24 protein-coding genes are annotated in these 24357 nt (G+C 62.9%); 14 read left to right on the top strand and 10 right to left on the bottom strand.

The window, feature by feature from the left end; translation table 11 throughout:
• Positions 1-39 precede the first annotated feature (39 nt).
• A complete protein-coding gene (mre11, locus tag C476_RS02800; RefSeq protein ID WP_008009612.1) occupies positions 40-1377 on the top strand; it encodes a DNA double-strand break repair protein Mre11 in 1338 nt (445 codons plus the stop codon).
• Entirely contained in the window at positions 1374-4061 is a 2688-nt protein-coding gene (gene rad50 / locus C476_RS02795) for a DNA double-strand break repair ATPase Rad50 (RefSeq protein WP_008009611.1), read from the top strand. Before mre11 ends, rad50 begins: the two co-directional genes overlap by 4 nt.
• A gap of 30 nt (positions 4062-4091) precedes the next feature.
• On the opposite strand, the gene C476_RS02790 is transcribed toward rad50, so the two are convergent.
• The 3 genes from C476_RS02790 to C476_RS02780 form a co-directional block, all read right to left on the bottom strand.
• On the bottom strand, positions 4092-4550 hold the full coding sequence (locus C476_RS02790; protein ID WP_008009609.1) for a DUF7346 family protein: 459 nt from the start codon (positions 4548-4550) through the stop codon (positions 4092-4094).
• Entirely contained in the window at positions 4547-5029 is a 483-nt protein-coding gene (locus C476_RS02785) for a DUF7322 domain-containing protein (protein ID WP_008009607.1), read from the bottom strand. The genes C476_RS02790 and C476_RS02785 overlap by 4 nt, the downstream gene beginning before the upstream one ends.
• Before the next feature lie 208 nt (positions 5030-5237).
• Positions 5238-5414, bottom strand: coding sequence for a DUF7331 family protein (locus C476_RS02780; protein ID WP_008009606.1), 177 nt, complete (start codon positions 5412-5414; stop codon positions 5238-5240).
• 184 nt (positions 5415-5598) lie between these two features.
• Here C476_RS02780 and C476_RS02775 point away from each other — a divergent pair, with 184 nt between their 5' ends.
• From C476_RS02775 to C476_RS02740, 8 genes are all read left to right on the top strand, one after another.
• Positions 5599-8328 (top strand): DNA-directed DNA polymerase, encoded by a 2730-nt coding sequence (locus C476_RS02775; RefSeq protein WP_008009604.1) that lies wholly within the window; start codon positions 5599-5601, stop codon positions 8326-8328.
• A 222-nt stretch (positions 8329-8550) separates the two neighbouring features.
• Positions 8551-9456, top strand: a complete 906-nt coding sequence (locus C476_RS02770) for an ABC transporter ATP-binding protein (protein ID WP_008009602.1) — start codon at positions 8551-8553, stop codon at positions 9454-9456.
• Positions 9457-9517: 61 nt separating this feature from the next.
• Positions 9518-10948, top strand: a complete 1431-nt coding sequence (gene sufB / locus C476_RS02765) for a Fe-S cluster assembly protein SufB (RefSeq protein ID WP_008009600.1) — start codon at positions 9518-9520, stop codon at positions 10946-10948.
• Between the two features lies 1 nt (position 10949).
• A complete protein-coding gene (gene sufD / locus C476_RS02760) occupies positions 10950-12164 on the top strand; it encodes a Fe-S cluster assembly protein SufD (protein WP_008009599.1) in 1215 nt (404 codons plus the stop codon).
• A 164-nt stretch (positions 12165-12328) separates the two neighbouring features.
• Positions 12329-13212, top strand: a protein-coding gene (locus C476_RS17690; RefSeq protein ID WP_015310310.1) for an IS1595-like element ISNpe28 family transposase whose coding sequence is annotated in 2 segments (ribosomal slippage) — positions 12329-12791 and positions 12791-13212 — 885 coding nt in all. Because the reading frame shifts where the segments join, the coding sequence is not laid out codon by codon here.
• A 65-nt stretch (positions 13213-13277) separates the two neighbouring features.
• Positions 13278-13772: a hypothetical protein gene (locus C476_RS02745; protein ID WP_008009597.1), complete on the top strand. Its 495-nt coding sequence runs from the start codon at positions 13278-13280 to the stop codon at positions 13770-13772.
• Positions 13769-13903, top strand: coding sequence for a hypothetical protein (locus C476_RS19620; RefSeq protein WP_275039670.1), 135 nt, complete (start codon positions 13769-13771; stop codon positions 13901-13903). The genes C476_RS02745 and C476_RS19620 overlap by 4 nt, the downstream gene beginning before the upstream one ends.
• Positions 13900-14328: a metal-dependent transcriptional regulator gene (locus C476_RS02740; protein WP_008009594.1), complete on the top strand. Its 429-nt coding sequence runs from the start codon at positions 13900-13902 to the stop codon at positions 14326-14328. The genes C476_RS19620 and C476_RS02740 overlap by 4 nt, the downstream gene beginning before the upstream one ends.
• Positions 14329-14421: 93 nt before the next feature.
• Here C476_RS02740 and C476_RS02735 read toward each other — a convergent pair whose 3' ends face one another.
• The 3 genes from C476_RS02735 to C476_RS02725 form a co-directional block, all read right to left on the bottom strand.
• Positions 14422-16209, bottom strand: a complete 1788-nt coding sequence (locus tag C476_RS02735) for a phospholipase D-like domain-containing protein (RefSeq protein ID WP_008009593.1) — start codon at positions 16207-16209, stop codon at positions 14422-14424.
• A gap of 99 nt (positions 16210-16308) precedes the next feature.
• Positions 16309-17646 carry a HEAT repeat domain-containing protein gene (locus tag C476_RS02730; protein ID WP_008009592.1) on the bottom strand — a complete coding sequence of 446 codons (1338 nt, stop codon included), beginning with the start codon at positions 17644-17646 and terminating at the stop codon, positions 16309-16311.
• Positions 17647-17712: 66 nt separating this feature from the next.
• On the bottom strand, positions 17713-18444 hold the full coding sequence (locus tag C476_RS02725; protein ID WP_008009590.1) for a protein sorting system archaetidylserine synthase: 732 nt from the start codon (positions 18442-18444) through the stop codon (positions 17713-17715).
• A 106-nt stretch (positions 18445-18550) separates the two neighbouring features.
• Here C476_RS02725 and C476_RS02720 point away from each other — a divergent pair, with 106 nt between their 5' ends.
• Positions 18551-18988 carry a cupredoxin domain-containing protein gene (locus C476_RS02720; RefSeq protein WP_008009588.1) on the top strand — a complete coding sequence of 146 codons (438 nt, stop codon included), beginning with the start codon at positions 18551-18553 and terminating at the stop codon, positions 18986-18988.
• Positions 18989-19196: 208 nt separating this feature from the next.
• On the opposite strand, the gene C476_RS02715 is transcribed toward C476_RS02720, so the two are convergent.
• The 4 genes from C476_RS02715 to C476_RS02700 are packed head-to-tail and all read right to left on the bottom strand — an operon-like array spanning position 19197 to position 21810.
• Positions 19197-19838 carry a 30S ribosomal protein S3ae gene (locus tag C476_RS02715; RefSeq protein WP_008009587.1) on the bottom strand — a complete coding sequence of 214 codons (642 nt, stop codon included), beginning with the start codon at positions 19836-19838 and terminating at the stop codon, positions 19197-19199.
• The gene (locus C476_RS02710; RefSeq protein WP_008009585.1) at positions 19835-20140 is read right to left on the bottom strand and encodes a KEOPS complex subunit Pcc1; all 306 of its coding nucleotides are present in this window, start codon (positions 20138-20140) and stop codon (positions 19835-19837) included. The genes C476_RS02715 and C476_RS02710 overlap by 4 nt, the downstream gene beginning before the upstream one ends.
• Positions 20137-21333 carry a hypothetical protein gene (locus C476_RS02705; protein ID WP_008009584.1) on the bottom strand — a complete coding sequence of 399 codons (1197 nt, stop codon included), beginning with the start codon at positions 21331-21333 and terminating at the stop codon, positions 20137-20139. The genes C476_RS02710 and C476_RS02705 overlap by 4 nt, the downstream gene beginning before the upstream one ends.
• A gap of 6 nt (positions 21334-21339) precedes the next feature.
• Positions 21340-21810, bottom strand: a complete 471-nt coding sequence (locus C476_RS02700) for a 30S ribosomal protein S15 (RefSeq protein ID WP_008009583.1) — start codon at positions 21808-21810, stop codon at positions 21340-21342.
• 342 nt (positions 21811-22152) lie between these two features.
• Here C476_RS02700 and C476_RS02695 point away from each other — a divergent pair, with 342 nt between their 5' ends.
• The 3 genes from C476_RS02695 (at position 22153) to C476_RS02685 (ending at position 24342) form a co-directional block, all read left to right on the top strand.
• Positions 22153-22620 (top strand): DUF5793 family protein, encoded by a 468-nt coding sequence (locus C476_RS02695; RefSeq protein ID WP_008009581.1) that lies wholly within the window; start codon positions 22153-22155, stop codon positions 22618-22620.
• Between the two features lie 131 nt (positions 22621-22751).
• Positions 22752-23921 carry an ABC transporter ATP-binding protein gene (locus C476_RS02690; protein ID WP_008009580.1) on the top strand — a complete coding sequence of 390 codons (1170 nt, stop codon included), beginning with the start codon at positions 22752-22754 and terminating at the stop codon, positions 23919-23921.
• A 142-nt stretch (positions 23922-24063) separates the two neighbouring features.
• Entirely contained in the window at positions 24064-24342 is a 279-nt protein-coding gene (locus C476_RS02685) for a UPF0058 family protein (RefSeq protein WP_008009579.1), read from the top strand.
• Positions 24343-24357 lie beyond the last annotated feature (15 nt).

Raw genomic sequence — 24357 nt, 5'->3', positions numbered from 1 at the left:
ACGGAACCCCTTTAGTGCAGGCTCGTCAACCACTGGCCAATGACGCGGGTTATCCATACGGGCGATACCCACATCGGGTACCAGCAGTACAACTCGCCCGAGCGACGACGGGACTTCCTCGAGGCGTTCCGATCGGTCGTCGAGGACGCCGTTGCCGACGACGTCGACGCGGTAGTCCACGCCGGCGACCTCTTTCACGACCGCCGGCCGAGTCTGGTCGATCTGCAGGGAACAATCGACGTGCTCCGGACACTTTCCGACGCCGACATCCCCTTTCTCGCCGTCGTCGGCAACCACGAGTCGAAACGCGACGCCCAGTGGCTCGATCTCTTTGCAGATCTCGGGCTCGCAACGAGACTCGGTGCTGACCCGGTCGTCGTCGGTGACGCTGCGTTCTACGGTCTCGACTTCGTCCCCCGATCGCGCCGTGACGATCTCGAGTACGCGTTCGAGCCGGTTCCCGAGGAAGCCGACTACGCGACGCTGGTGAGCCACGGTCTCTTCGAACCCTTCGCTCACGCCGACTGGGACACCGAGGTCGTTCTCGAGGAATCGACGGTCGATTTCGATGCTGTCCTGTTGGGCGACAACCACGCGCCTGACACTGCCGAGGTCCACGACACGTGGGTCACGTACTGCGGCTCGACCGAACGAGCAAGCGCCAGCGAGCGCGCCGATCGTGGCTACAACATCGTCGACTTTGACGAGACGGTCGCGATCAGCCGCCGTGGGCTCACCGACACCCGCGAGTTCGTCTTCGTCGACGTCGACCTCGAGGAAGGCGAAGGTATCGACCGCGTCCAGGAACGCGTCCGCCAGCACGACCTCGCGGACGCCGTCGTCATCGTCACGATCGAGGGAGAAGGCCGCCCGATCACGCCCGCTGCGATCGAGGAACTCGCGATCGACCGTGGGGCGCTCGTCGCTCGCGTCAACGACCGCCGGGAACTTCCCGACGAGGACGACGAGGTGTCAGTGAGCTTTGCCAATCCGGACGATGCCGTCCGCGAGCGGGTGCGCGAATTGGGGCTCAGCGACGCCGCCCTCGAGATCGACGAGACCGTCCGGAGCAGCGATCTCGCCGATTCGAACGTCCGCGAGACCGTCGAGCGACGGGTTCGCGAGTTGCTCGAGGACGACAGATCGGCCTTCGAGCCCGCACCGGAGCGCGAACCGGGCGACGAAGACGTGACGACGGTCGCCGACCACCTCGCCGACGAGGCCGATCCCGAAGCCGATTCGACTGACACCAGCGCTGGTGGTACGGGCGAAGGCACCGAGCCGACAGCCGACACAGCCGAAGGCACGACCGACGACGCCGGCGAGGCCGACGACCCTGCCGACGCCGACACCGCTTCACTGGGTGATTTCGCATGAGAGTCGACCGCGTTCGCCTGCTGAACTTCAAATGCTACGGCGACGCCGACCTCGCCCTCGAGCGCGGCGTTACCGTCGTCCACGGCGTCAACGGCAGTGGGAAATCGACGCTGCTCGAGGCCGTCTTCTTCGCGCTCTATGGCTCGAAGGCCCTCGATGATCGCACGTTAGACGACGTCATCACGACCGGCGAGGAGGAAAGCGAGGTCGAACTGTGGTTCACCCACGACGGCCGCGAGTACCACGTCGAGCGCCGGCTCAAACTGCGCGGTGATCGCGCGACGACCGCGAAATGCGTCCTCGAGACGCCGACCGAGACGATCGAGGGGGCCCGCGACGTGCGCCGCGAAGTGACCGACCTCCTGCGGATGGACGCCGAGGCGTTCGTCAACTGCGCGTACGTCCGTCAGGGCGAGGTCAACAAGCTCATCCACGCCTCGCCGAGCGACCGCCAGGACATGATCGACGACCTCCTCCAGCTTGGCGCGCTCGAGGACTACCGCGAACGCGCCAGCGACGCGCGACTCGGCGTCAAAACGGTCCTCGATGGGCAGCGCGAGGTGCTCGAAGACCTCCAACAGCAGGTCGAACAAAAGGAAGCACAGGACCTCCACGCGCAACTCAACGACCTCGAGTCCCGCCGCGCCGAGATCAGTGACGAGATCGACCACTACGAAACACAGCGCGAGCAAGCCCGAGAGACCCTCGAGACCGCCCAAAAGGTCCTCGAGCGCCACGAGGAAACCCGCGCGGAAATTGAGACGCTCGAGGACGAAATCGCGGCGCTTCAGTCGAAAATCGAAGCCACCGAACGGGAGCGCGCGGACGCGAGCGACGAGATCAGCGAGATCAGAGCGCAACGTGAGGAGCTCGCCGACGAGCGTACCGACCTGCTCGAGACGGTCGACCTCGAGACTGCCGACCCCGATGAGGAGACGATTCAGTCCCGAATCGACGAACTCGAGGCCCGCGACGAGGAACTTGCCGACGAGTTACAGGACGTCACGGTAACGATAGAAACCGGCACCGAAGAGATCGAACGACTACGCACGGAGGCTGACGAGCTCGAGGCGCAGGCCGAAACCGCCCGAGACGAAGCCGACGACCTTACAGCACGAATCGAAGACGACGAGGAGACGATCGCCGAGCGTGAGGCGAAACTCGAGGAGCTCGAGGCGGAGATCGCGGACGTGCGGGCGTCGTTCGACGACACACCTGTCGACTTCGGGGCGGCCGAATCGCACCTCGAATCCCTCGAAGCCGACCGCGAGGAGTTGACCGCGGAACTCAACGACGTCACCGCGGACATCCGGACCACCGAGAACGCGATCGAGGAAGGTGAACGGCTGCTCGAGGAAGGGAAGTGCCCCGAGTGTGGCCAGCCGGTCGAGGACTCGCCACACGTCGACGTGCTGGACGATCGTCGCGCGGAGCGTGACGAGTTAGTGGCCGAACGCGAGGAACTCGAAGCCGAGCGCACCGAGCTAGACGAGCGGATCGACCGCGCCGAGGCGTTGCTCGAGGCCGAGCAGCGAGTCGACCGGCTCGAGGACAACCGCCAGAACGTCGAACAGTTGCTCGCCGAGAAACGCGAGGCCATCGCGGACCGACGCGACCAGCGCGATCAGTTGCGAGCAGATGCCGACGAGTACGAGTCCGAGGCCGACGCAAAGCGGGCCGCGGCCGACGAACGCGAAGCCGAAGTGGCCGACGCGCGGGCCGACCTCGGTGAGATCAATACCGAGCGCGGGGAGCTCACGGAGACGCTCAGGACGCTCGAGCGCCTCTCCGAGATCGCTGACGAGCGGACGACCCTCGAAAGCGAGATCGAACGACTTCGCGAACGCATGGCGGACTGGGAGGAGATCAACGAGGAACGTCGCGAGACCCTCTCGGCAAAACGAGAGCGCAAGCGCGACCTCGAGTCCGAATTCGACGACGAACGGGTCGAAACCGCCCGCGAGGACAAACGCAACGCCGAACAGTACATCGAGCAAGTCGACGAAAAACTCGAAGCCCTCGAGGCCAACCGTGCCGAGGTACAGGGGACGATCGGCGGCGTCGAGGAGAAACTCGAGGAACTCGAGCGGCTCCGTGAGCGCCTCGACCGCGTCGAGGCACAATGTGAGCATCTCGAATCGCTGTATGGCGAAGCCGAGACGCTCCAGACGACTTACGGGGAGTTGCGGGCAGAGTTGCGCCAGCGCAACGTCGAGACCTTGGAACGGCTGCTCAACGAGACGTTCGACCTGGTCTATCAGAACGACTCCTACGCGGCGATCGACCTCGACGGCGACTACCGACTGACGGTCTATCAGAAAGACGGCGAAGCCCTCGAGCCAGAACAGCTCTCGGGTGGTGAGCGGGCGCTGTTTAATCTCAGCCTGCGGTGTGCGATCTATCGGCTGCTGGCCGAAGGCGTCGAAGGAACCGCGCCGATGCCGCCGCTGATCCTCGACGAGCCGACGGTCTTCCTCGATTCAGGTCACGTCACACAACTCGTCTCGCTGATCGAATCGATGCGCAACGACTTCGGCGTCGAGCAGATCGTCGTCGTCAGCCACGATCAAGAACTCGTCGGGGCGGCCGATTCGCTCGTCAGCGTCGAGAAAGACGCCACGTCGAACCGCTCGCGACTCGAGCGGGGCGAGCCACCAGAGGCGGACCTACTCGCGTCGGACTGAGGACACTTGCGGCGTGAGCGTCTCCCCGTGTCAGTCAGAACCCGTGTTTTCGTCCGTCGATGCAACTGCTGGTCGAACTGCCTCGAGTGCCGTCTCACAGGTGTCCGTAACCTGATAGGCGCGTTCGCCAGCGGCCTCGGTTTCCTCGAGCAGTCCGGCCGCTGCGAGGACCGTTAGCCGGCCGTGCAGATCACTCTCGCATAAGTCGTAGGCATCGAGCAGCGTGCGAACGCCGAGCGGCCCGCTGTCGGCGAGTTCGATCAACAGCCCGAGCATTTTCTCGTCGTGAACGCTCGTGAGCAGCGTCAACACGGGATCGCCGACGCTTCGAGCGGCCGTCTCGAGGGGTGAGTCTCCGTCAACGTGCTCTAAGCGGTCGTTCTGGACGTAGCACTCGTTGCCGGTTTCGGGGTCGCGAACGAGACTCGCGCTGTCGGAGCGTTTGAGAAGCAGGTATCGTTTTCCGGTGTCGTCCTTGACGGTATTCATTTGCGATCGGATCGGGTTGGTGACTGTTGTTGGACACCGTCACGCGAAGCCGTTTCGATTGCATCGTCCGCGGACCGATTCTCATCAGTGGGGTCGTCGGCTGTACCATCGTCCCTGTCGGCGCGAAACGCACGGTATCGTCGCCCGGCGAGCCCGAACAGGACGGTGCCGGCCGCGACGAGGGTACCGCCACGAGTCACGTCGCCTTCGAACACGAGCAGTAAGGCTCCGAGCGAGACGACGAAGAGGGCAGCGTTGACGACCAACACCAGCGCCCAGAACGCCTCCAGGACGTCGCTTGGAACGTCCGTCTCGTCGGTGGGCACACTCGGTATATCGATCGCAGTCGTGGACTCGGCGTCGGCATCCGAGTCGTCGGTCGTCACCTGCGGAATCGTCAACCCGTCGCTGTCGGGGTCGTAGAACTCCTCCTCGGGATCCCACTCCTCGGGTTCGTTCTCGGTCCGGTCGAATACCACACCGAAGTCGATGATAAGCGGGCGGAAAAGCGTTCGCTTCGCGATCGATTTCGGCGAATCGGTCGAAACTCCGTCTCGACGGACACGTCGGTTGCAGTTGTGCGGAGACTGGGACCGCAGCCCGTCTCATACGGTCTCCTGTCAGTCAGTGCCGGTGGGACCGCGACCGCCCTGCGGGTGCACCGGTAAACAGTGACAATAATCCGTATCAGGCCAGATCCTCGAGCGTGAGCGTCCGGGAGGTCTCGACCCACGCGAGGGGATTCTCCGCGTCGTAGAAGACGACGCCGTCGTCGGTCTCGTAGGATTCGATCGTCGCAGTGCCTTCGGGGATGCTACTCAGCTCGCTCCGATCTGCCGCGTCGTCGTTTAGATGGGAAGACATATCCAGTATCCGATTATATGCTATGTGTTACCACGTTAAATGTCTTCTTGCTGCTGCAAGGCTTGTCAGCGGCGGGCACCTCGCCACCCACGCCGTGTCCCGACCCTCGAGCCCGGTTCCGAAGACGGTCTCGGCGAGCGGTGAATCTGGGGGTTTTTACCCGCCGCCTGCCAATCCCAGCACTATGACTGAGGCGGGCCAGACCGGACTCACGGATTTCGGCGGCGAGTCCGACGACAGTGACGACCGGCCGGCAGAAGAGGCGGTCGCCGTCGCCGGCAACGGCGGGACCGACGCCACGGAGGTGATCGACGTCCTCGAGGAGACGCTTCCCGAACCCGAGGGCGAGCTCGAACTCGCAGTGATGCAGGTCGATTACACCATCGCCGGCTACGGCGACGAGGAACGACCGATCATGCACGTCTTCGGGCGCACGCCCGACGGCGAGTTAGAGCACGTCCAGGTGGTCGGCTTCAAGCCGTACTTCTACGCGCCGACGGAGACGCTCGAGCGGCCACCCGAAGAACAGTACGACCGGCTGACTGGGAGTCGGGAGTACGATCACGACGGCGAGCCCTACGAGAGTATCCGTGGCGAGAAACTCACCAAAATCTTCGGCCAGACGCCACGGGACGTCGGGCAGGTCCGTGACGATTTCGAACACTACGAGGCTGACATCCTGTTTCCGAACCGATTCCTGATCGACAAGGACATCCGCAGCGGGGTTCGGGTACCCGAACGGCGTGCCGACGACGACTCGCTGGTCGTTCCCCACGACGAGGTCGAGGCTGCAGATGTCGACGCCGAGCCGCGTGTCAATACCTTCGACATCGAGGTCGACGACCGCTCGGGCTTTCCCGAGGACGGTGAAGAACCGATCGTCTGTCTCACCAGCCACGACTCCTATCGTGACGAGTACATTATGTGGCTCTACGAAGCCCCGATCGGCGACGGACCGATTCCCGACGAGATCGACGACTACGACCCGATCGAGGGCGCGATCGACCACGAGGTCCGGAGCTTCGCGGAAGAAGAAGCGATGCTCGAGGCCTTTATCGAGTACATCGAAGACACCGATCCGGACCTCCTGACCGGGTGGAACTTCGAAGATTTCGACGCGCCCTATTTCCTCGATCGGCTCGAGGAACTCGACGGCCCACACCACGACTACGATCTCTCGATCGACCGCCTCTCCCGGGTCGACGAGGTCTGGCGTAGCAACTGGGGTGGCCCCGACATCAAAGGCCGGATCGTCTTCGACCTGCTCTATGGCTACCAGCGGATGGTCTTCTCCGAACTCGACTCCTACCGACTCGACGCCGTCGGCGAAGTAGAACTCGGCGTCGGCAAGGAACGCTACGCCGGCGACATCGGCGACCTCTGGGAGGACGACCCCACCAGATTGCTCGAGTACAACCTCCGGGACGTTGAACTCTGTGTCGAACTCGACCGCCAGCAGGAGATCATCCCGTTCTGGGACGAAGTGCGGTCGTTCGTCGGCTGTAAACTCGAGGACGCCCCTACCCCCGGCGACGCGGTTGACATGTACGTCCTCCACGAGGCCCACGGCCGCTTTGCGCTGCCCTCGAAAGGCCAACAGGAGGCTGGCGATGAGTACGAGGGCGGCGCGGTCTTCGAGCCGATCACGGGCGTCAAGGAGAACGTGACCGTGCTCGACCTCAAATCGCTGTATCCGATGTGTATGACGACGATTAACGCCTCGCCGGAGACGAAAGTCGACCCCGACGAGTACGACGGCGAGACCTATGTCGCGCCCACGGGCACCCACTTCCGGAAGGAACCGGACGGTGTGAACCGCGAGATGATCACGGAACTGCTCGACGAGCGCGAGGAGAAGAAGGCGCTCCGGAACGAACACGAACCCGGGACGCCCGAGTACGAGCAGTACGACCGGCAGCAAGGAGCTGTCAAGGTTATTATGAATTCGTTGTACGGTGTGTCAGGGTGGGATAAATTCAGGCTCTATGATAAAGAGGCCGCAGCCGCAATTACCGCGACCGGTCGCGACGTCATCGAGTTTACGGACGAAGCGGCAAACGAACTGGATTATCAAGTTACGTATGGGGACACCGACTCGGTCATGCTCGAGTTGGGTCCCGACGTGTCCAAAGACGACGCGCTCGAGCAGTCCTTCGAAATCGAGGAGTACATCAACGAACGGTACGACGACTTCGCGATCGAGGAGCTAAACGCTGAGGAGCATCGGTTCCAAATCGAGTTCGAAAAACTCTACCGGCGCTTTTTCCAGGCGGGCAAAAAGAAACGCTACGCCGGCCACATCGTCTGGAAGGAAGGAAAAGACGTCGACGACATCGACATCGTCGGCTTCGAGTACCAGCGCTCCGACATCGCGCCGATCACCAAAGAAGTACAACACGAGGTCATCGAGATGATCGTCAGAGAAGGTGACATCGAGGGCGCAAAAGAGTACGTCAACGGCGTCATCGAGGACGTGCTCGCCGGCGACGTCTCACTCGAGGAGATCGCGATCCCCGGCGGGATCGGGAAGCGACTCGACAACTACGACACCGACACGGCACAGGTCCGCGGCGCGAAGTACGCCAACCTCCTGTTGGGCACGAACTTCCAGCGCGGGAGCAAGCCGAAGCGACTCTACCTCGAGCGCGTCGATCCATCGTTTTTCGAGCGCCTCGAAGACAACGAAGGATTCGACGCCCGAACTGACCCCCTCTACGGTGCGTTCAAACGCGATCCCGACGTGATCTGTTTCGAGTACGAAGATCAGATTCCGGATGCCTTCGAGGTCGATTACGACACGATGCTCGAGAAGACACTTCAGGGGCCGATCGAGCGCATTCTCGAGGCACTGGGTGTCTCGTGGGAGGAAGTGAAAAGCGGCCAGGAACAGAAAGGGCTCGATTCGTTCATGTGAGACGGCTGCCGGTACCGATTCGGGCCCCGCGAACTGGCGCATATTCGTCTCTCGAGTCTCAGTGGCCGTCATCGCGGCAATTGGTTCGTATGTCGGTCGTTCACGGGCAAACCGAACAGTAATTTCCGAATAGGGAACTTATTTTGCTAATACGAGATTGTATCCAATTGGATACGAAACCGTTATGGGCCATACGGCCCATCCATTAGACGACAGAATACTATGGCACGTCTCGAACTACGCAACCTGCACGCGGAAGTAGCGGAGGGCGACGAGAAAATCCTCGAGGGCGTCGATCTCGAAGTCGAGTCCGGCGAGATCCACGCCCTGATGGGGCCGAACGGCTCCGGGAAGTCGACGACTGCGAAGGTCATTGCCGGCCACCCTGCCTACGAGGTCACTGACGGTGAGGTTCTACTGCACCTCGAAGACGACGAGTTCGGCGCGGACATCGAAATCGACGAGGACCAGCGCACCTGGGACCTGCTCGATCTCGAGCCCAACGAGCGTGCCGCGCTCGGCATTTTCCTCGGCTTCCAGTACCCCGCAGAGATCGAGGGCGTCACGATGACCAACTTCCTCCGGACGGCGCTCAACGCCAAGATCGAAGAGCGCGAGGAGCTCTTCGAGGGCGAGGACGACGAAGACGACGAGGAGGACGACGGCTTCGAGACCTCGCCGATGGAAGGCCCCGCCGACGAGGGCGAAGTCGGCGTCGCCGAGTTCCAGGAGATCCTTCAGGAGAAGATGGAGCAACTGGACATGGACGAGAAGTTCGCCCAGCGCTATCTCAACGCTGGCTTCTCCGGCGGGGAGAAGAAACAGAACGAGGTGCTGCAGGCAGCCATCCTCGAGCCATCGGTCGCCGTCTTAGACGAGATCGACTCCGGGCTCGACATCGACCGGCTGCAGGACGTCTCCGCCGGCATCAACGCACTGCGCGACGAGCAGGGCACCGGCGTCCTCCAGATCACCCACTACCAGCGCATCCTCGACTACGTCGAGCCCGATCACGTCCACGTGATGCTCGACGGCCAGATCGCCAAAAGCGGCGGGCCAGAGCTCGCCGAGAAGCTCGAGGACAAGGGGTACGACTGGGTCCGCGAGGACGTCTACGGCACCGCGTAACCGGATTCAGCTAGAACAAGCGTAATACCCCTACAGCCGTAACCATAATACTGATCAACCAATGAGTTCCGATCAAGACCACCTACAAGAGACAGACACCGAGGCCCGGTTCGAGTTCAAGAAAGAACAGAACGCCGCGGTCAAATCCGACAAGGGCCTGACCGAGGAGGTCATCCGCATGATCTCCGAGGACAAAGACGAGCCCGACTGGATGCTCGAGCGCCGCCTGCGTGCGCTCAAGCAGTATCAGAATATGCCGATGCCGACGGATTGGCCCGGCCAGCCTGACCTCTCCGAACTGGACATCGAAGAGATCGTCCCCTACATCCGCCCGGACGTCGACAAGCGCGAAGGCGTCGACGACTGGACGGAGCTGCCCGACGAGATCAAAGACACCTTCGACAAGCTGGGTATTCCGGAAGCCGAGAAGAACGCCCTCTCGGGCGTCGGCGCCCAGTACGAATCGGAAGTCGTCTACCAGAGCATGCAAGAACAGTGGGAGGAGAAGGGGGTCATCTTCATGAACATGGACCGCGCGGTCCAGGAACACCCCGAGCTCGTCAAAGAGCACTTCATGACCTCCTGTGTGCCGCCAAGCGACAACAAGTTCGCGGCGCTGCACGGAGCCGTCTGGTCCGGCGGCTCGTTCGTCTACGTCCCCGAGGGCGTCACCGTCGAGATGCCCGTTCAGGCCTACTTCCGCATGAACTCGGAAGGGATGGGGCAGTTCGAGCATACGCTCATCATCGCCGAGGAAGGCTCCGAGGTGCACTACATCGAGGGCTGTTCCGCACCCCAGTACGGCACCCACAACCTCCACTCGGGCGGCGTCGAAGTCTTCGTCGGCGAAGACGCCCACGTCCAGTACTCGACGGTGCAGAACTGGTCGAAAAACACCTTCAACCTCAACACCAAGCGTGCCATCGTCGAAGCAAACGGCACGATGGAGTGGGTCTCGGGCAGCATGGGCTCGAAAGCCACCATGCTCTACCCGTGTTCGATCCTCAAGGGTCGCGGCGCGACCGACACCCACATCACCATCGCCTTCGCCGGCGAGGGCCAGGACATCGACACCGGCGCGAAGGTCTACCACAACGCGCCCGACACGAGTTCGACCATCGAATCCAAGTCGATCTCCAAGGACGGCGGCCGCACCAACTACCGCGGTCTCGTCCACATCGCAGACGGTGCGGAGAACTCTTCGACTGCCGTCGAGTGTGACGCGCTGATGTTCGACAACGAGTCGACGTCGGACACCATGCCGTACATGGAGATCGAGGAATCGAAAGTCGACGTCGCACACGAGGCGACCGTCGGCAAGATCGGCGACGAGGACATCTTCTACCTCCAGTCCCGTGGGCTGGACGACGACGACGCCAAGAAGATGATCGTCGCCGGCTTCATCGAGCCGATTACGGAAGAACTGCCGATCGAATACGCGGTCGAACTGAATCGCTTGATCGAACTCGAGATGGAGGGAAGCCTCGGATAATATGAGCACGCAGGTACACGCCAATCTGACGGAAGAACAGGTACGCCAAATTTCGGGCGCGTTAGACGAGCCCGAATGGCTCGTAGAGACACGTCTCGAGGCCCTCGACGCGCTCGAGGACCTCGAGATGCCCGATGTCATTCGGACGCCGGGTCGGGACTGGACGAACCTCCACGAACTCGACTTCGAGTCGCTCGTGGATCCGCTCAACGCAGCGGAGAACAAAGACCAGGTCGGTCCCGACGAGGTCGACGTGCTGTCGTGGGCCGACGCCGTCGACGAACATGAGGAGCTGCTGAAAGAACACTTCGGCTCTATCGTCGACCCACAGGAGAACTACCTGACGGCGCTTTCGACCGCCCTCTTTAGCACCGGGACCGTCATCTACGTCCCCGAGGGTGTCGATGCCGAAGACGTCACCGTCCGGACCGAACAGAACTCCCGCTCGCTGTTCAACTACACGCTCGTCGTCACCGAGGAATCGTCCTCGGTCACGATCTTAGAGCGCCAGTCTACCGGCCAAGAGGCCGACGAACAGTACTACAGCGGCGTCGTCGAAGTCGCTGCCGGCGAGAACAGCTACGTCCAGTACGGCAGCCTCCAGAACCTCTCTGAGGACGCCTACAACTTCACCGTCAAGCGCGGCGTCGCCGACACCTACGCCACGATCGACTGGATCGAGGGGAACCTCGGCACGCAGCTGACCAAGACGGAGGTCTCGACGACGCTCAGCGGCGATAGCTCCGAGACGCAGATCGTCGGTGCATTCTACGGCCACAACGACCAGCACTTCGACCTCGACGCGAAGGTCTGGCACCGTGCTGAGCACACGACCGCAGATCTCGTGACCCGCGGCGTCACCGACGACGTCGCCCGCTCGGTCTACGAGGGCGTTCAGGACGTCGGCACAGAGGCCTGGGACACCAGCTCCTACCAGCGTGAGAACACGCTGATGCTCTCCGACGAGAGCGAAGCCGACGCCTCCCCGAAGCTGATCATCAACAACCACGACACCGAGGCCAGCCACTCCGCGACGGTCGGTCAGATCGACCAAGAGGATCTCCTCTACATGACCTCCCGCGGTGTCGACCCGCGGTCGGCCCGGAATATGCTCGTCGACGGTTTCTTCGTGCCCGTCTTAGAGGAGATCGACGTCGACGAACTCCGCGACGACCTCGAAGCACTGATCGGCGCGCGTCTTCGCAAGCGAGAGTAAACGAGCGAGTGAACGGCTCGTGGGATCGAAGATCCCACGGCGACTCCGTCAGCGTGACTAACTGCGCTCATAGCGCGTTCGAATCGCGGGTGCCCTTTCTGCCGTTTCACTCATCTCGATAAGTCGTAACATCAATTTTCCTTACTCTCCAAGTGTCTTCCAAGATGGACGAGAAGTCTGCGCAAGTGTTCCTTCCACCACGTGAGCGGTGCTTTGAACGTCTCCGTCTCGCCCGCTTCGGCGAGACGGTGACGTGTGTCCATTGCGAGAGTGACGACGTTGTCAAGCGCGGAACAACCGGAAAAGACGCCCAGCAGTACTGGTGCAAGGGGTGTGAGACGTACTTCAACGACCTCACAAACACGATCTTCGGCCAACATCGCTTCGAACTGGAAGAGATGTTCTATATCGTCAAGGAGATGCGATCTGAGCCGACCGCTCAGATCGCTCGTGACCTTGGCCGAGACTACGAAGCTGTTCTCAACTTCGTTCACAAAGTCCAGGATGTGAGCGGGGAGATCGATGAATTTGAGCTGTACGATGTCTGTGAAGCTGACGAGATCTACGTAACAGCTGGTGAGAAAGGGATCGAAGACGAGGATCAGAGTCCGCGCAAGCGCGGACTCAAAAAAAGGGACGAGGACGATTCGAATCAGACAAACCACCGGTGTTGACACTCGTCCGTCGGGATGACGGACGAGTTCGGTTTCTCGTCTGCAAGGATCTCCAAGACGCCGACGAAGACATCGCTGAATACGGTGATGGAAGCGTCATCCTCTGTACCGATGATTACACAATCTACGACGAGATCGAGGAGAAGGAGGGGGTGGACGGCCATCTGGCCGTCACCCACTCCGACACCTACGTCATCGGCGATGCCCACACGAACACCTGTGAGAACCGCCACAGCTTCCTTCGCCAGTGGCTGGCGAAGTTCAGAGGTGTCTCAAAACATCATCTCCAACGATATCTCAATTTCCTTGAACTGAAACTCAACGAACCAGATAGCTGGTTCGAGAAACTCCTATGTTACAATGTATCGGGATGAGCGCTGCCGTTTTTCTCGATTCGTGCTCCGAGACGACTAAGTAACAGCGGCCCGCTTGTCGAGATATGAGTCTGGGACAGCGTGTCTCGAGCGACCATCAGCTGACCCGGTTGCTACAGATCGGGGTCGTGCTGGAAGAAGTCGTCGAGTCACGCGCCGCCCTCCATATCGACTCGCTCCCGCCGGAAGAGCGAGCGGAATTCGACGCGGAAGTGGAGGAGTTACTCGCGGAAGCCGCCGCAGAGTCGGCCGACCACCGCGAGCGACTCGAGGCGCTGATCGACGATCTCGAGGCTGACACGGTCGAATACGAGGAAATCAACGCACTGGTCGACGCCCAGTACGGGCCGCCGGAAGACACCGACGGCGTCCTCTACGACCAACTGGCCAACGAGGAGACTGCATACAAGTTCTACGACGACCTGATAACAGCGATCGAGGCCTCCGATACCGAGTTCGCAGTCGATCGCGATCGACTGCTCGAGACGCTCTCCGAGATCCGCGAGGAGGAAAAAGAGGGTGTCCAAGAAGTGACCGAAATCATGGAGCACAGAGCATGAGCGAGAGACGGGAACCCGCGTCGATCACCACCGGCGAGACGCCGTTCGACGCCTGTACCGGGACCCGGACGCGGTTACACCGGCGCAACACGGCCGGAGCAGACACCGGCACCGACGGAGGGATGGCATGAACACTGCAGATCAATATCTCAAGGCGATCTATCTGGCTCAGCGCATCGAAGACGGCCCCGCATCGACCGGTACGCTCGCGGATCTGCTCGACGTGAGCCCTGCGAGTGTCAACGAAATGGTCGGCAAGCTCCAGGATCGCGAGCTCGTCGAACACGAGAAGTACAAGGGCGCAAGCTTGACCGATGAGGGCCTCGAGCGTGCTCATGACGCCCTTCAGACCTACTGCATCATCGAACGCTTCCTCGCGAACGTCCTCGAAGTCGAGGAGTTCCGCGAGGAAGCACGCGCACTCGAGAGCGTCATCGACGACACCGTCGCAGAGCGTCTGGATACGATCATCGATCGCCCCGAGCAGTGTCCCGACTGTTTCGACCCCGAGGCCGATCACTGCGAACTCCTCGAGGTCAGCGGCCGCGCGGACTGATTTCCATACGGACTCCTGTCAGCCGTCAGTCAGTTCCGGCACACCCACATGACGGGCTGTGGGTACGCCGGGACACAGTGACAGCAGACCGCATTAGGTGTATTCGGATGGGGGACTTCCAAAGCGCACGTAGCGTCGGCCGACGATCGCTGCGACGACGAGGGCAGCGACGACGGTGGCGCTGAGCCCGATAGGGAACCGCCAGGCGTCGCTGGACCAATCCGCCTCGAATACGTCCGCGTAGTAGGTCGCGATCTCCGCGCCGTGGAGGGCGACGAGTACCTCGCGATTGTTCTCGAGCGAGTTTTCGTTCCAATTGGCGCTGCCGACGATCGCCACCTCCCGATCGATCACGATGCCCTTCGCGTGGATCTTCTCGAAGCGATCGGTGTCCGCGACGAGTTGGACCTCGAGGTCCAACTCGTCGCTGGCAGCGAGGCGCTCGAGGTCGGCTGCGAGTTGCTCGTTTTCCTCGGTGTTGTACCACGTCGATCCGAGCAGAATTCGCACGTCGACGCCGCGGCGAGCCGCCTCGAGCGTCGACTCGAGGAGCGAAACGTCGGTTGCGATACTGGGCTGGACGACGAGAATCTCGTCGTCGGCCCCACGGAGCAGCTCCTGAAGTCGGTACTCGGCGTTGTCCGGTGCGACTAACAGTTCGGCCGACTCGATAGGCACGGTTGCGGGTTCGTGAACCGTCGGAAACGCAGTATCGCGCGCGGTGACGACCGGATCATCGTCGTCGACGAACGAGGTGTTCGCGCGATAGGCTGCGCCAGCGGTCGTATCCCACCCCTCGAAATCGGCTCGGAAGACACCCGCGAGATCGGCCGCGAGGGCCTCGTCCTCGAGGCGGACGCCCCAGCCACGGCTGCTCTCGCCGCCGACGCCTGCGGGCTTCCAGTTTTCCGTGGTGACCAGCACGCGGTCGTCGGCGACGGCGTATTTGGGATGGTGATACCGGTAGCGTGCACCGTCGCCGCCGATGACCCGCACTTCGACACCACCGTCAGCGAGCGTCTCGAGGACGTCTGCGGTCGGTGCTGGTGTCCCGCCGACGGGACTTGCCTCGAGGAGGACTGCGACCTCGACGCCGCGTTCGGCCGCATCGACGAGGTCGGCGGCGACCGCCTCTGAGGTGACGGTGTAGCCGGCGAGGAACAGCCGTTCGTCGGCGGATCGGATCGTCTTCCGTGGCACGCCTGGCGCGTCGGGAAGGACGAACGCCGTCGCCTCGTCGACCGCAGCACTCGAGACGGGCAGACAGGTCGCGTCTCGTGGCCACCACTGGCCGTCGGTAACGGGGGTCGCCTCGTCAGGGGCCGCCGTTCGATACCACCGTTCGGCCGCCGGCGCGCTGTCGTATGACACTGTGTCGATCGTCGTCGTTGCGTTTCGAAGGCGGAGCCGATCGCCGCCGTTGGCGAGTTGGAGGTGTCCCTCGAGTGCGAGGACAGGGGTGTCTGTCAGCGTCTCGGTGACGTTCGGAGCCGTACTGAGGGCGACGCGCCCGGAGACCGTTTCGTTCGGGAGCGCGGCCGTCGTGTGGCCATCAGTGAGCGTCAGCTCCGCGAGCCGAGTGTCGGGTGGCGTTTCGAGGACGACGAACTCGCCGGTGTCGTCGTCGGTCGTGGGGTTCGGGGAGAGGCCGACGATCCGCGGGCGTGGTGGCGGCGCAGTTGGGGGGCGAGTAGTGGACGCTCGAGCGGGGCAGGCACGAGCAGTCGCGCTGTCGCTGCCACCCGATCCCGACGATGCTCGAGCGACGTGTCGATCGGTCGCTGCCGGTTCAGTGGCAAAGGCGAACCCGGCGAGTATCGTGGCGCTGGCGATCAGACAACAGCCGAACACAGCGACGAGGGCGGCCCGTCGGGCGGTCATTGCCCGGTTTGGGCGCGTCTCCGTACTTAAACGCTCGGAGCGGAGCCCCAATCACCGCTGTATGCGTCGAACGCGGATCGAAAAAGCCGTGTCGCGTCGTCAGGCTGCTGGCTCGAGGTCGACACGCTCGGCTTCGGCCTGCACCAGGTAGGCGCGGTCGTCGTCGTAGTCGGCGACGACTTCGAGGGCCTCTGTGGTGCCGATCTGGCGAAGTGCCCACGCAGCGCTGGCTCGGGCGCGGTCGGCGTCGTCGGTTTCGAGGACGTCCGCGAGCGGTTCGATGGCGCGGGTGTCGCCGATCAGACCGAGCGCGCGGGCGGCCCAGCTCCGGACGTCAGCCTCGTCGGCGACGAGTTGCTGGGCGATCGGCTCGACGGCGTCTTCAGTGCCGATCTCGCCGAGCGCGCGGAACGCGGGCTGTTGGAGGTTCGGGTTGGAGTCGACGTAATCGAGGAGCGCGTCGACGACCTTCTCGTCATCGACGCCGATTTTGCCGAGGACGGCCATTGCGGCCTCGTCGCGGCGGTTTGCCTTCTGAAGCATTGGCTCGATGGCCTCCTCGGGTCCCATCCGCTCTAAGGCCTCCATGCAGTGTTCCTCCATGAAGTCGGAGTCGAAGGTTTCGAGCGCGAGCAGGATCATGTCGACGTTGCCGCGTTTCTCGTGGACTTTGAGCGCGTGCCACTCCGGCGGGTAGTCTTTGACGTGCTCGAGCACGTCGTAGTAGCCCTCCCGGCGGAGCTGTTCGCGGACCTCGAGATCCGACCACTCGGTTGCGTCGTCGATGTCGCTTTGGAGGTCGTCAGTGGCCTCGAGTAAGCCGGCGATCGTCTCGGCATCGTCGTCTGCGTCGAGGTTCGCGTCCTCGACAGCGTCGACCGTGTCGTCGAGGGTCGCGTCGAGTTGGGCCGATACGTCCTCGCCTTTGTCAACCAGCGTGACCGAACTGTCGAGCAGGTCGTTGAGGTCGTCGCAGAAGGCGTTGACTGCCTCGATCAGTTCGGCGTTGCCCTCTTCGGTCCAGCGGGTGCCAGTGATCGTGCCGCTAGCGCTGTTGATCTCACTGACGACGTCTTCGCCGTAGGGCCCGCGCTGATCTTCGAGGTCGGACTCGAGATCGGAGAGATCGCTTTCGATCTCATCGTACGTCTCCTGCAGTTCCTCTTCTGGCGCGGGTTCGTCATCTTCCTCCTCGTCCTCGTCGGGTTCCGGTGGCTCCGGAACCTCGACGCTCTCGAGGTCCTCGCGAAACGAGTCGAGGTCAGCCTCGACGACGTCGAGGTCGTCTTCGGTTTCGGCTGCCTCGAGGTCTGCATCGAGGGCTTCGAGTTCATCAGCGAGCGTCGAGAGTTGCTCGTCGATGGCCTCGAGATCGACCGACTCCTCCTCGTCCGGCTTGGCAGCTCCGTCGTCACCGTTTGCCTCGTCCTCACTCATCGTACCACCCGGGGACGACGCCGACGCGTGACAGTGTGCATACCTTACAGTCGTGTCAGCACGGTCCTAAGCGTTTCCATGCACATCGACGTCCGTCTCCGACGATCGTTCCGTCTCTCCCCAGTAGAACCAGGGACTGAGCGTCATGTACGCTAGCCCGAGCGTCAGCAGCGCATACGGAAACGTCCGCCCGGCAACGGTCGGCACGAGGATCGCGAGCGCATGGACGACGCCCATAATCGCCGCGTCTCGAGCCAGCAGATCGGGATACTCGATCTGTGAGACCATCAGATAACAGAACGCAGCGGTGACTGCGAGAACGAGCCCGGGCTGGGTTTCGCCCGCGAGGATCGCCGCGCCGAGGATCGTCGCGGCCAGTGTCGTCTGGACGCCTTCGGTGTGGTTGCCGGTGACGTCGTAGGCGGTGTACATCCCCAGTCGCGTGACAGCCATCGCGACGAACAGCGCACAGATGCCAGTCACGACCAGAAGTTCGGCGGTGACCGCGTCGAACGCGATCTCGAGGCCGTCGGTGACGACAGTAAACGAGAGGACAGCAGGGGCGACGGCGAAGGAGGCGACGTCGGCAAGCGAGTCGAGATAGGGGCCTGCGTCGGTGCCACCATAGCGGCGTGCGAGGATGCCGTCGAGGCCGTCCGCGATCGCCGCCAGCAGGATCAGGCGGGCGGCCAGATCGATGTTGACGCCCGCGATGACGACTGCGACGAACCCCAGCGCGGCGTTGGCGATCGTCACCGCGTCAGCGACGCCCAGTCGACCGACGAACCGGGGGAGCATATAGCCCGATTCGACGGGGAGATACCTTACGTGTTTTCGTTTCCACGGGGCCGCTTTCGAGAACTGAACCGGGGCGGTTATACGGCAACTGTCCTAACGAGGGAATATGCACCGGCGTGTCTATCTCGCTGCTGTCGGGACTGCCGTTTCGGCTGGTCTAGCAGGGTGTTCGTCCGCGATCAGTACCGGCGGGAGCGATCCCTGTTCCGGCGAGGACTGTCACATCGGTATGAATCGAACCGAGTTCCTCCCTGATGTCTACGAGATCTCCGTCGGCGAGACTGTCGTCTGGAAGAACACGAGCGAAGCCGACCACACCGTTACCGCCTACGACAACGGGATCCCGGCGGCAGCCGACTTTTTCGCTACCGGTGGCTTCGAGAATCAAGCGTCGGCACGCCATGCCTGGCAAGGCCAACGCGGTGGCCGCCTCGGTCCACGCGAGACGTTCGAACACACCTTCGAGGTGCCGGGCACCTACGAGTACTTCTGTATCCCACACGAACGCGCGGAAATGGACGGGAAGATCGTCGTCTCCGAGTGACGACTGCGAGCCGCGTCAGTTCGCTTCTTCTATCGATGCTCTCACTGTCAGTTCCGCTCGAGCCGTCGGCTCCCGGCTCGAGAGACAGCATCAAAAAGTGGCAGTGAAATCGCGTAGCGACCGTCTCATACGGTCTGCTGTAACGATTTCCCGGTGCAACCGCAGTGCGGGTCGCGGTTGCACTGGAACTGACTGACAGTAGTCCGTATCAGTCGTCCGTCGCGACGTCGTCTTCGTCGACGTCGACGGCGGCCGCTTCCTCTTCGGCGACTTCCTCGGGGTGGGCCTCGAGGGTGGTCTTCTGGATCTCGACGCGGCGCAGCGGGTAGATCGTCTTGGCCTCGCCGTAGATGGCAGAGGAGAGTCGGCCTTCGACGACGCTGTCGATGAGTTCCTCGAAGGAGCGCTCCTCGGCAGCCTCTTCGATCATCTGGACCATCTGCTCGCGGATGGCCTTCTCCTGGCTCGCGTCTGCCTTCTTGGTCGTGAAGGCGACGGGCTGGATCTGGACGCGGTAGTCGTCCGTCGTGAGGACGGTGACGTAAGCCTCGATCTTCGAGGCACCGCGACGGACCAGCGAGCGCAGGTAGTCACGGGTCAGGGAGTGTTCCTTGAACTCCGTGTATGCGCTGTCGCTGCCGACGTCGGTGACCTGGAAGGTCAGCTTCGTGTTGTTCTCGCTGGCGTTGTTCGTGAGTTCGCCGAGCGTCGTTTCGATGGTTCGGTCGTAGACTTTCTCCGGCTCGTCAGCGGGGGTCTCGCCGAGTTCCTGGCGATCGAACTGCTCGGGTGCCAGGACGGTGTACCACCGCTTCTCCTGTTTCGCACGTGAAACTGATCGTTCACTCATTGTGTATCGTGTGTTGAGTCGCTATCGGGGTCGGACACAGGTCCCGTGTCCGTCGGTTCTGTGTGCTGTTCGGTTCGTGCCTGTGAAGCGACATCGATCGCGACCTCGAGGTTGACGACGTAGTCGTCGACCGTCGACTGCAGGCCGCTGGTCGTCTCGCGTTCGATGTGCGTGACGACCGTCGCGGTCTCACCGTCGCGGTCGACGGTCGTCTCCATCTCGTCGGTGTTGTCCGGGCGAAGTGCCCGTGCGACAAGCGTCGCGTCGTCGTGGGCCGTCCGAATCGTCGCTCGCCGACTCATAGGAGTTCCCTCACTGCCGCGATGATCATCGTCTCGCCCACGTCGGGGTCGAACTGCAGGTAGCCACGCCGCTGGCCGCCGTCGTAGCCGACGTCAGCCTCGGGTGCTTGCTCCGTGAGCTCGCGGGCGACTGCCTCGACGGTCGCGCCGAGAGAGCCAGCCTCGCGGGTCGCGATTGCCGCCTCACCGTCTCCGACGGCAAGGACGGCCGGCTCGGGCGACCGGTAGGCCGCCCCAACCCGTGCGACGGCTTCCACAGGGCCGTCATCGATGCCGACGACGAACAGCCCGTCGTAGCGGCCGGTCGAGCCGTCCCTGAGCGCCACATGGGTTCGGCGTCCATACTCGCGCCAGCCCTCGAGTGCTCGCTCGCGGACGGCATGGCCCATCGCCAACGCGACGCCTGTTCCGGGGGCTACGCTGGCCGTCGCCTCGAGTACGTCGGCGAAGCCGCCGAGCGTCTCGAAGGGTCCGTCGGGCGTCACGTACGGCTGTAACGCTCTGCCGATCGTCTTTGCGGCGGCGTCAGTCACCCTGTCGGCACCGACGACGTCGAGTGCGACCAGCGAGGCGATTGCCCGGTGGTCGTCCGCGTCGAAATCGGCAAGATCGCCATCGACAACGTCAGCGAGCGCCTCGCGGGTCGCGTCTCGGTCGCCCGACCACGGCGCGTGCAGCCGTGTCGAGTGAGCGAGCCCGTCGACTGGATCGGCGGTCGGAATCGCGACGCCCGGGCGCTGCTCGAGCAGGCCCTGCTCGCGTGCAGCTGTTTCGAGCCATTCGCTTTCGCCTGCGCCGGGGTCGCCGCCGCTTGCGACGATGCCGGCGAGTGCGATGACTGGATCCGGCGTCACATCGAGGTCACGGACGAGATCGACAGCCTCGAGTGTCGCCGGCCGATCGGGAGTCGCAAGCTGGATGACGTCGTCCGCGTCGGCGACCACGTCAGCGGTGCCGACGACGACGGTCACGTCGTCCTCGTTCGCCGGTGTGTGCACCCGTTTGGATCGTGCCGCAACTGTGGGCGCGACGGTCACCTGAAACGGTGTTTCGCTGTCGTCGAGCGCGCTCGCGAGCAGCCCGCTCGCGGCGAGGGCGTCGCCGTCGGCGCGGGTGATCAGCCGAACGAAGCCGGCGCTCTCGAGTGCGTTCGTGGCGGACGCCGGCTCGGCGGATCGACCCTCGGTGGACATGTGGTGTTACTCGTTCTCGAGGAGCTCGACTGCGACGTCGTAGGAGTACGTGAAGTCGGGCTCGAGTTCGTCGCCGCGGTAGTAGTCGACCAGGCGGCGCACCTTCGACTCGGTGTTTTGCAGGGCGCGTTTGTTCTGGTAGTCCTGGGGGTTGGCCTGGACGTGCTCGCGCAGTCGCACGGCACGATCCATCAGGTTCCGGAGGTCCTCGGGAATGTCGGACGTGGCGTCGTTCTCCTCGAGGATCTCGGTGACTTTCTTCCCAGTTGCCAGCTTGACGTCCGGGACGGGCGTGCCGGTGACGCCTTCGTCACGCAGCTTCATCCCGATCTGACTGGGATCGTAGCCCTGCTCTGCCAGTTCGACGACCCGAGATTCGATGTCTTCGGGGTCGACGTCGCTCCACTCCGGCGGTTCGTCTGCCGACGGCTTGTCCGAACCGGACGAGCCGCGACGGCGGGTGTGCATTCGTGCCATTGTTTGAGGATAGGAATCGCACTGACCGCTCGTGTTCGCTGTCGAGCGCGCACGCGCACCGATGGCAGCGTGTCCGCCGACAGCAGCCGGCTCTCGCCGTGCACTTCCGCAATCCCAAGCCACCCGGAAAAGGGGGGTGACACAGTCGGATTTGCGGCCGTGCGCTTCCCACCGTCGGTACCGTCGTTGCAGACTAAAGGGTTTCTACTCGCTGCGACGCCGACACGGTCGGGCCCGCACTCGCCGGTCGCTCGGCCGAGCCGACGACCTCGATGTGTCACCGGAGACGTGTTCTCCGTGCGTTACGTTCATACTGCGCGAGGCCGAAAGGTCATATACGGAATGAGGCGCGAGCACTTCACGTTAGATGTCACCAATATCGACTGGGCCGAAACCGACGGCGAGCCGAAAAAGCCCTCGGTAGCGATCGACTTCACCGGCCCGGAAGCGATGCTTTGCGAGCGCCTGACTGGTCCCGACGGCGACGTTCTCGAGGCGAGCGAGACGGACACAGCCCTCCGGCTACAGGGACCGCTCGAGGACGATACTGCGGGGGTAGTGAGCGTGACCAACCGCATCACTGGCGAGTTCATCCTCGAACTCAACGAAGACGCCACCGACGTCTTGCAGTTCATCCGCGCTGCACGGCGCTACGGCGAGACCGCGGGCGACGAGGGCCAGTATCGCGTCGAGATTACGCTCGATGGCGAGCCGTTCGTTAGCTACGACAAACGAACGTTTCTGGTCTACGACGACGAGGGTAGCTTGCTTCGACAGCATAGCCTGATCCCGAGCGGCGTCGAACTCTGATCACAGCGGGCTTACCCGCTGTTCTCCCGAGCGAGCCGTTATCTCCGCCGTCTGGAGCCGAACCGGCAATTATAAGTGATTTAGGCACGCCTAAAGGGAATGTGTGCCGGCAGCTGCCGGAGGGTCGAAATATGGCCAAAGGAGAACTGCTTACGACGGCGGTCGAGAACCGATCCAACGAGCCGACAACGAGCGAGACGGTTCTCGAACTCGACGGTATCGCGAAACGCTACGGGACCCAGGAGGTCATCGGCGACCTCTCGATCGCCGTCCGTGACGGTGAAATCCTGACCCTGCTCGGCCCATCCGGCTGCGGAAAGACCACGACGCTTCGGCTGATCGCCGGCCTCGAGGAACCCAACGCCGGACGGATTCGATTGCAAGGTGAGACGGTCTCGGGCGACGGCCAGTTCGTTCCGCCGGAAGACCGTGACGTCGGCGTCGTCTTTCAGGACTTCGCACTGTTCCCACATCTCACCGCCCGCGAGAACGTCGCCTTCGGCTTGCAAGATCGACCCGAGGGCGAGCGTGCAAGCCGCGTCGACGAACTGCTCGAGCTCGTCGGCCTCGAAGCCCACGGCGACCACTATCCGAACGAACTCTCCGGTGGCCAACAACAGCGCATCGCGCTTGCCCGCTCGCTTGCTCCCGAACCCGAGATGCTGTTGCTCGACGAACCATTCTCGAGTCTGGACGTGGATCTGCGCGTCGAGATGCGGGAGGAGGTTCGCCGGATCATCAAGCAGACGGGCGTCACCGCGATCTCCGTGACCCACGACCAGGAGGAGGCGCTGTCTATTTCCGACCGCGTCGCCGTGATGAACGACGGCGACATCGAACAGATCGATACCCCCCAGGAAGTCTTCCAGCAGCCTGAATCGCGGTTTGTCGCTGGCTTTCTGGGCCACGCAAGTTTCCTCCCAGGAGAGGTCCACGGCGACAGCGTCGACACCGCACTCGGTCGCGTCCTCCGCGATGACGTTCACGGGCTGGCCCACCAATACGACGGCTCTACTGTCGACCTCCTTATTCGACCCGACGACGTCACGGCCTACCCTGCCGACGGCGCGGAGGCCGACGGCCACGTCGTCTATCGGCGCTATCTCGGCCCGACCGTCCTCTATCGCGTCGAACTCGACGGCGGTGAAACGATCGAGTGTATGCACAACCACTCCGATCATATCGACTTAGACGAGCGCGTCGCCGTCCGCGTCACCGCCGACCACGAACTCGCATGGTTCCCCGCGGACCACCGTGAGGAAGCCGAGGATGCAGACATTACGTCTGCTAGCGCCGACTGATCACGACACGCCACGACTCCACGTTCCGGCGTTTACTCCGTTCTCGACAGGACTCCGCCAGACCACCCGCTGAGCGATCGCGTTCGATTTTGCGACACGGGGCCACACAACGCTTAAATCGAAACCCTTCCTAACGGCGCGTATGCATAAGGACGAACTCCTCGAGCTCCACGAAGAACTCGTCGTCATCATGGAGTACTTTTCTGATCGCGAGGGAGTTGATGAAACGCTGTTCGACCCCTACCGCCAGCTCGACGTCGACCCTTCGCACGTCCACAAGTCGAAAAGCGAACACAAACACGCGGTCTTCGTCCTCGGGAACGCACTCGCCAACGCGATGAGCGACGACGAGTTCTCGAGTGCCGGCCGGATCGGCAAGCGGATGAAAGAACTCGCCGAGGACGCGGAATCCAAGATCTAGTGACTGTCTAGACGA

It is taken from the genome of Natrinema limicola JCM 13563, from assembly GCF_000337475.1.
Taxonomy (GTDB): domain Archaea; phylum Halobacteriota; class Halobacteria; order Halobacteriales; family Natrialbaceae; genus Natrinema; species Natrinema limicola.
This window is presented reverse-complemented; position numbering and strand designations above follow the sequence as displayed.

What these genes read in the sequence shown, in the direction of transcription:
- mre11 (WP_008009612.1), top strand. Translation starts at nt 40, where the DNA reads ATGACGCGGGTTATCCATACGGGCGATACCCACATCGGGTACCAGCAG.
- rad50 (WP_008009611.1), top strand. Translation starts at nt 1,374, where the DNA reads ATGAGAGTCGACCGCGTTCGCCTGCTGAACTTCAAATGCTACGGCGAC.
- C476_RS02790 (WP_008009609.1), bottom strand. Translation starts at nt 4,550, where the DNA reads ATGAATACCGTCAAGGACGACACCGGAAAACGATACCTGCTTCTCAAA.
- C476_RS02780 (WP_008009606.1), bottom strand. Translation starts at nt 5,414, where the DNA reads ATGTCTTCCCATCTAAACGACGACGCGGCAGATCGGAGCGAGCTGAGT.
- C476_RS02775 (WP_008009604.1), top strand. Translation starts at nt 5,599, where the DNA reads ATGACTGAGGCGGGCCAGACCGGACTCACGGATTTCGGCGGCGAGTCC.
- C476_RS02770 (WP_008009602.1), top strand. Translation starts at nt 8,551, where the DNA reads ATGGCACGTCTCGAACTACGCAACCTGCACGCGGAAGTAGCGGAGGGC.
- sufB (WP_008009600.1), top strand. Translation starts at nt 9,518, where the DNA reads ATGAGTTCCGATCAAGACCACCTACAAGAGACAGACACCGAGGCCCGG.
- sufD (WP_008009599.1), top strand. Translation starts at nt 10,950, where the DNA reads ATGAGCACGCAGGTACACGCCAATCTGACGGAAGAACAGGTACGCCAA.
- C476_RS02745 (WP_008009597.1), top strand. Translation starts at nt 13,278, where the DNA reads ATGAGTCTGGGACAGCGTGTCTCGAGCGACCATCAGCTGACCCGGTTG.
- C476_RS19620 (WP_275039670.1), top strand. Translation starts at nt 13,769, where the DNA reads ATGAGCGAGAGACGGGAACCCGCGTCGATCACCACCGGCGAGACGCCG.
- C476_RS02740 (WP_008009594.1), top strand. Translation starts at nt 13,900, where the DNA reads ATGAACACTGCAGATCAATATCTCAAGGCGATCTATCTGGCTCAGCGC.
- C476_RS02735 (WP_008009593.1), bottom strand. Translation starts at nt 16,209, where the DNA reads ATGACCGCCCGACGGGCCGCCCTCGTCGCTGTGTTCGGCTGTTGTCTG.
- C476_RS02730 (WP_008009592.1), bottom strand. Translation starts at nt 17,646, where the DNA reads ATGAGTGAGGACGAGGCAAACGGTGACGACGGAGCTGCCAAGCCGGAC.
- C476_RS02725 (WP_008009590.1), bottom strand. Translation starts at nt 18,444, where the DNA reads ATGCTCCCCCGGTTCGTCGGTCGACTGGGCGTCGCTGACGCGGTGACG.
- C476_RS02720 (WP_008009588.1), top strand. Translation starts at nt 18,551, where the DNA reads ATGCACCGGCGTGTCTATCTCGCTGCTGTCGGGACTGCCGTTTCGGCT.
- C476_RS02715 (WP_008009587.1), bottom strand. Translation starts at nt 19,838, where the DNA reads ATGAGTGAACGATCAGTTTCACGTGCGAAACAGGAGAAGCGGTGGTAC.
- C476_RS02710 (WP_008009585.1), bottom strand. Translation starts at nt 20,140, where the DNA reads ATGAGTCGGCGAGCGACGATTCGGACGGCCCACGACGACGCGACGCTT.
- C476_RS02705 (WP_008009584.1), bottom strand. Translation starts at nt 21,333, where the DNA reads ATGTCCACCGAGGGTCGATCCGCCGAGCCGGCGTCCGCCACGAACGCA.
- C476_RS02700 (WP_008009583.1), bottom strand. Translation starts at nt 21,810, where the DNA reads ATGGCACGAATGCACACCCGCCGTCGCGGCTCGTCCGGTTCGGACAAG.
- C476_RS02695 (WP_008009581.1), top strand. Translation starts at nt 22,153, where the DNA reads ATGAGGCGCGAGCACTTCACGTTAGATGTCACCAATATCGACTGGGCC.
- C476_RS02690 (WP_008009580.1), top strand. Translation starts at nt 22,752, where the DNA reads ATGGCCAAAGGAGAACTGCTTACGACGGCGGTCGAGAACCGATCCAAC.
- C476_RS02685 (WP_008009579.1), top strand. Translation starts at nt 24,064, where the DNA reads ATGCATAAGGACGAACTCCTCGAGCTCCACGAAGAACTCGTCGTCATC.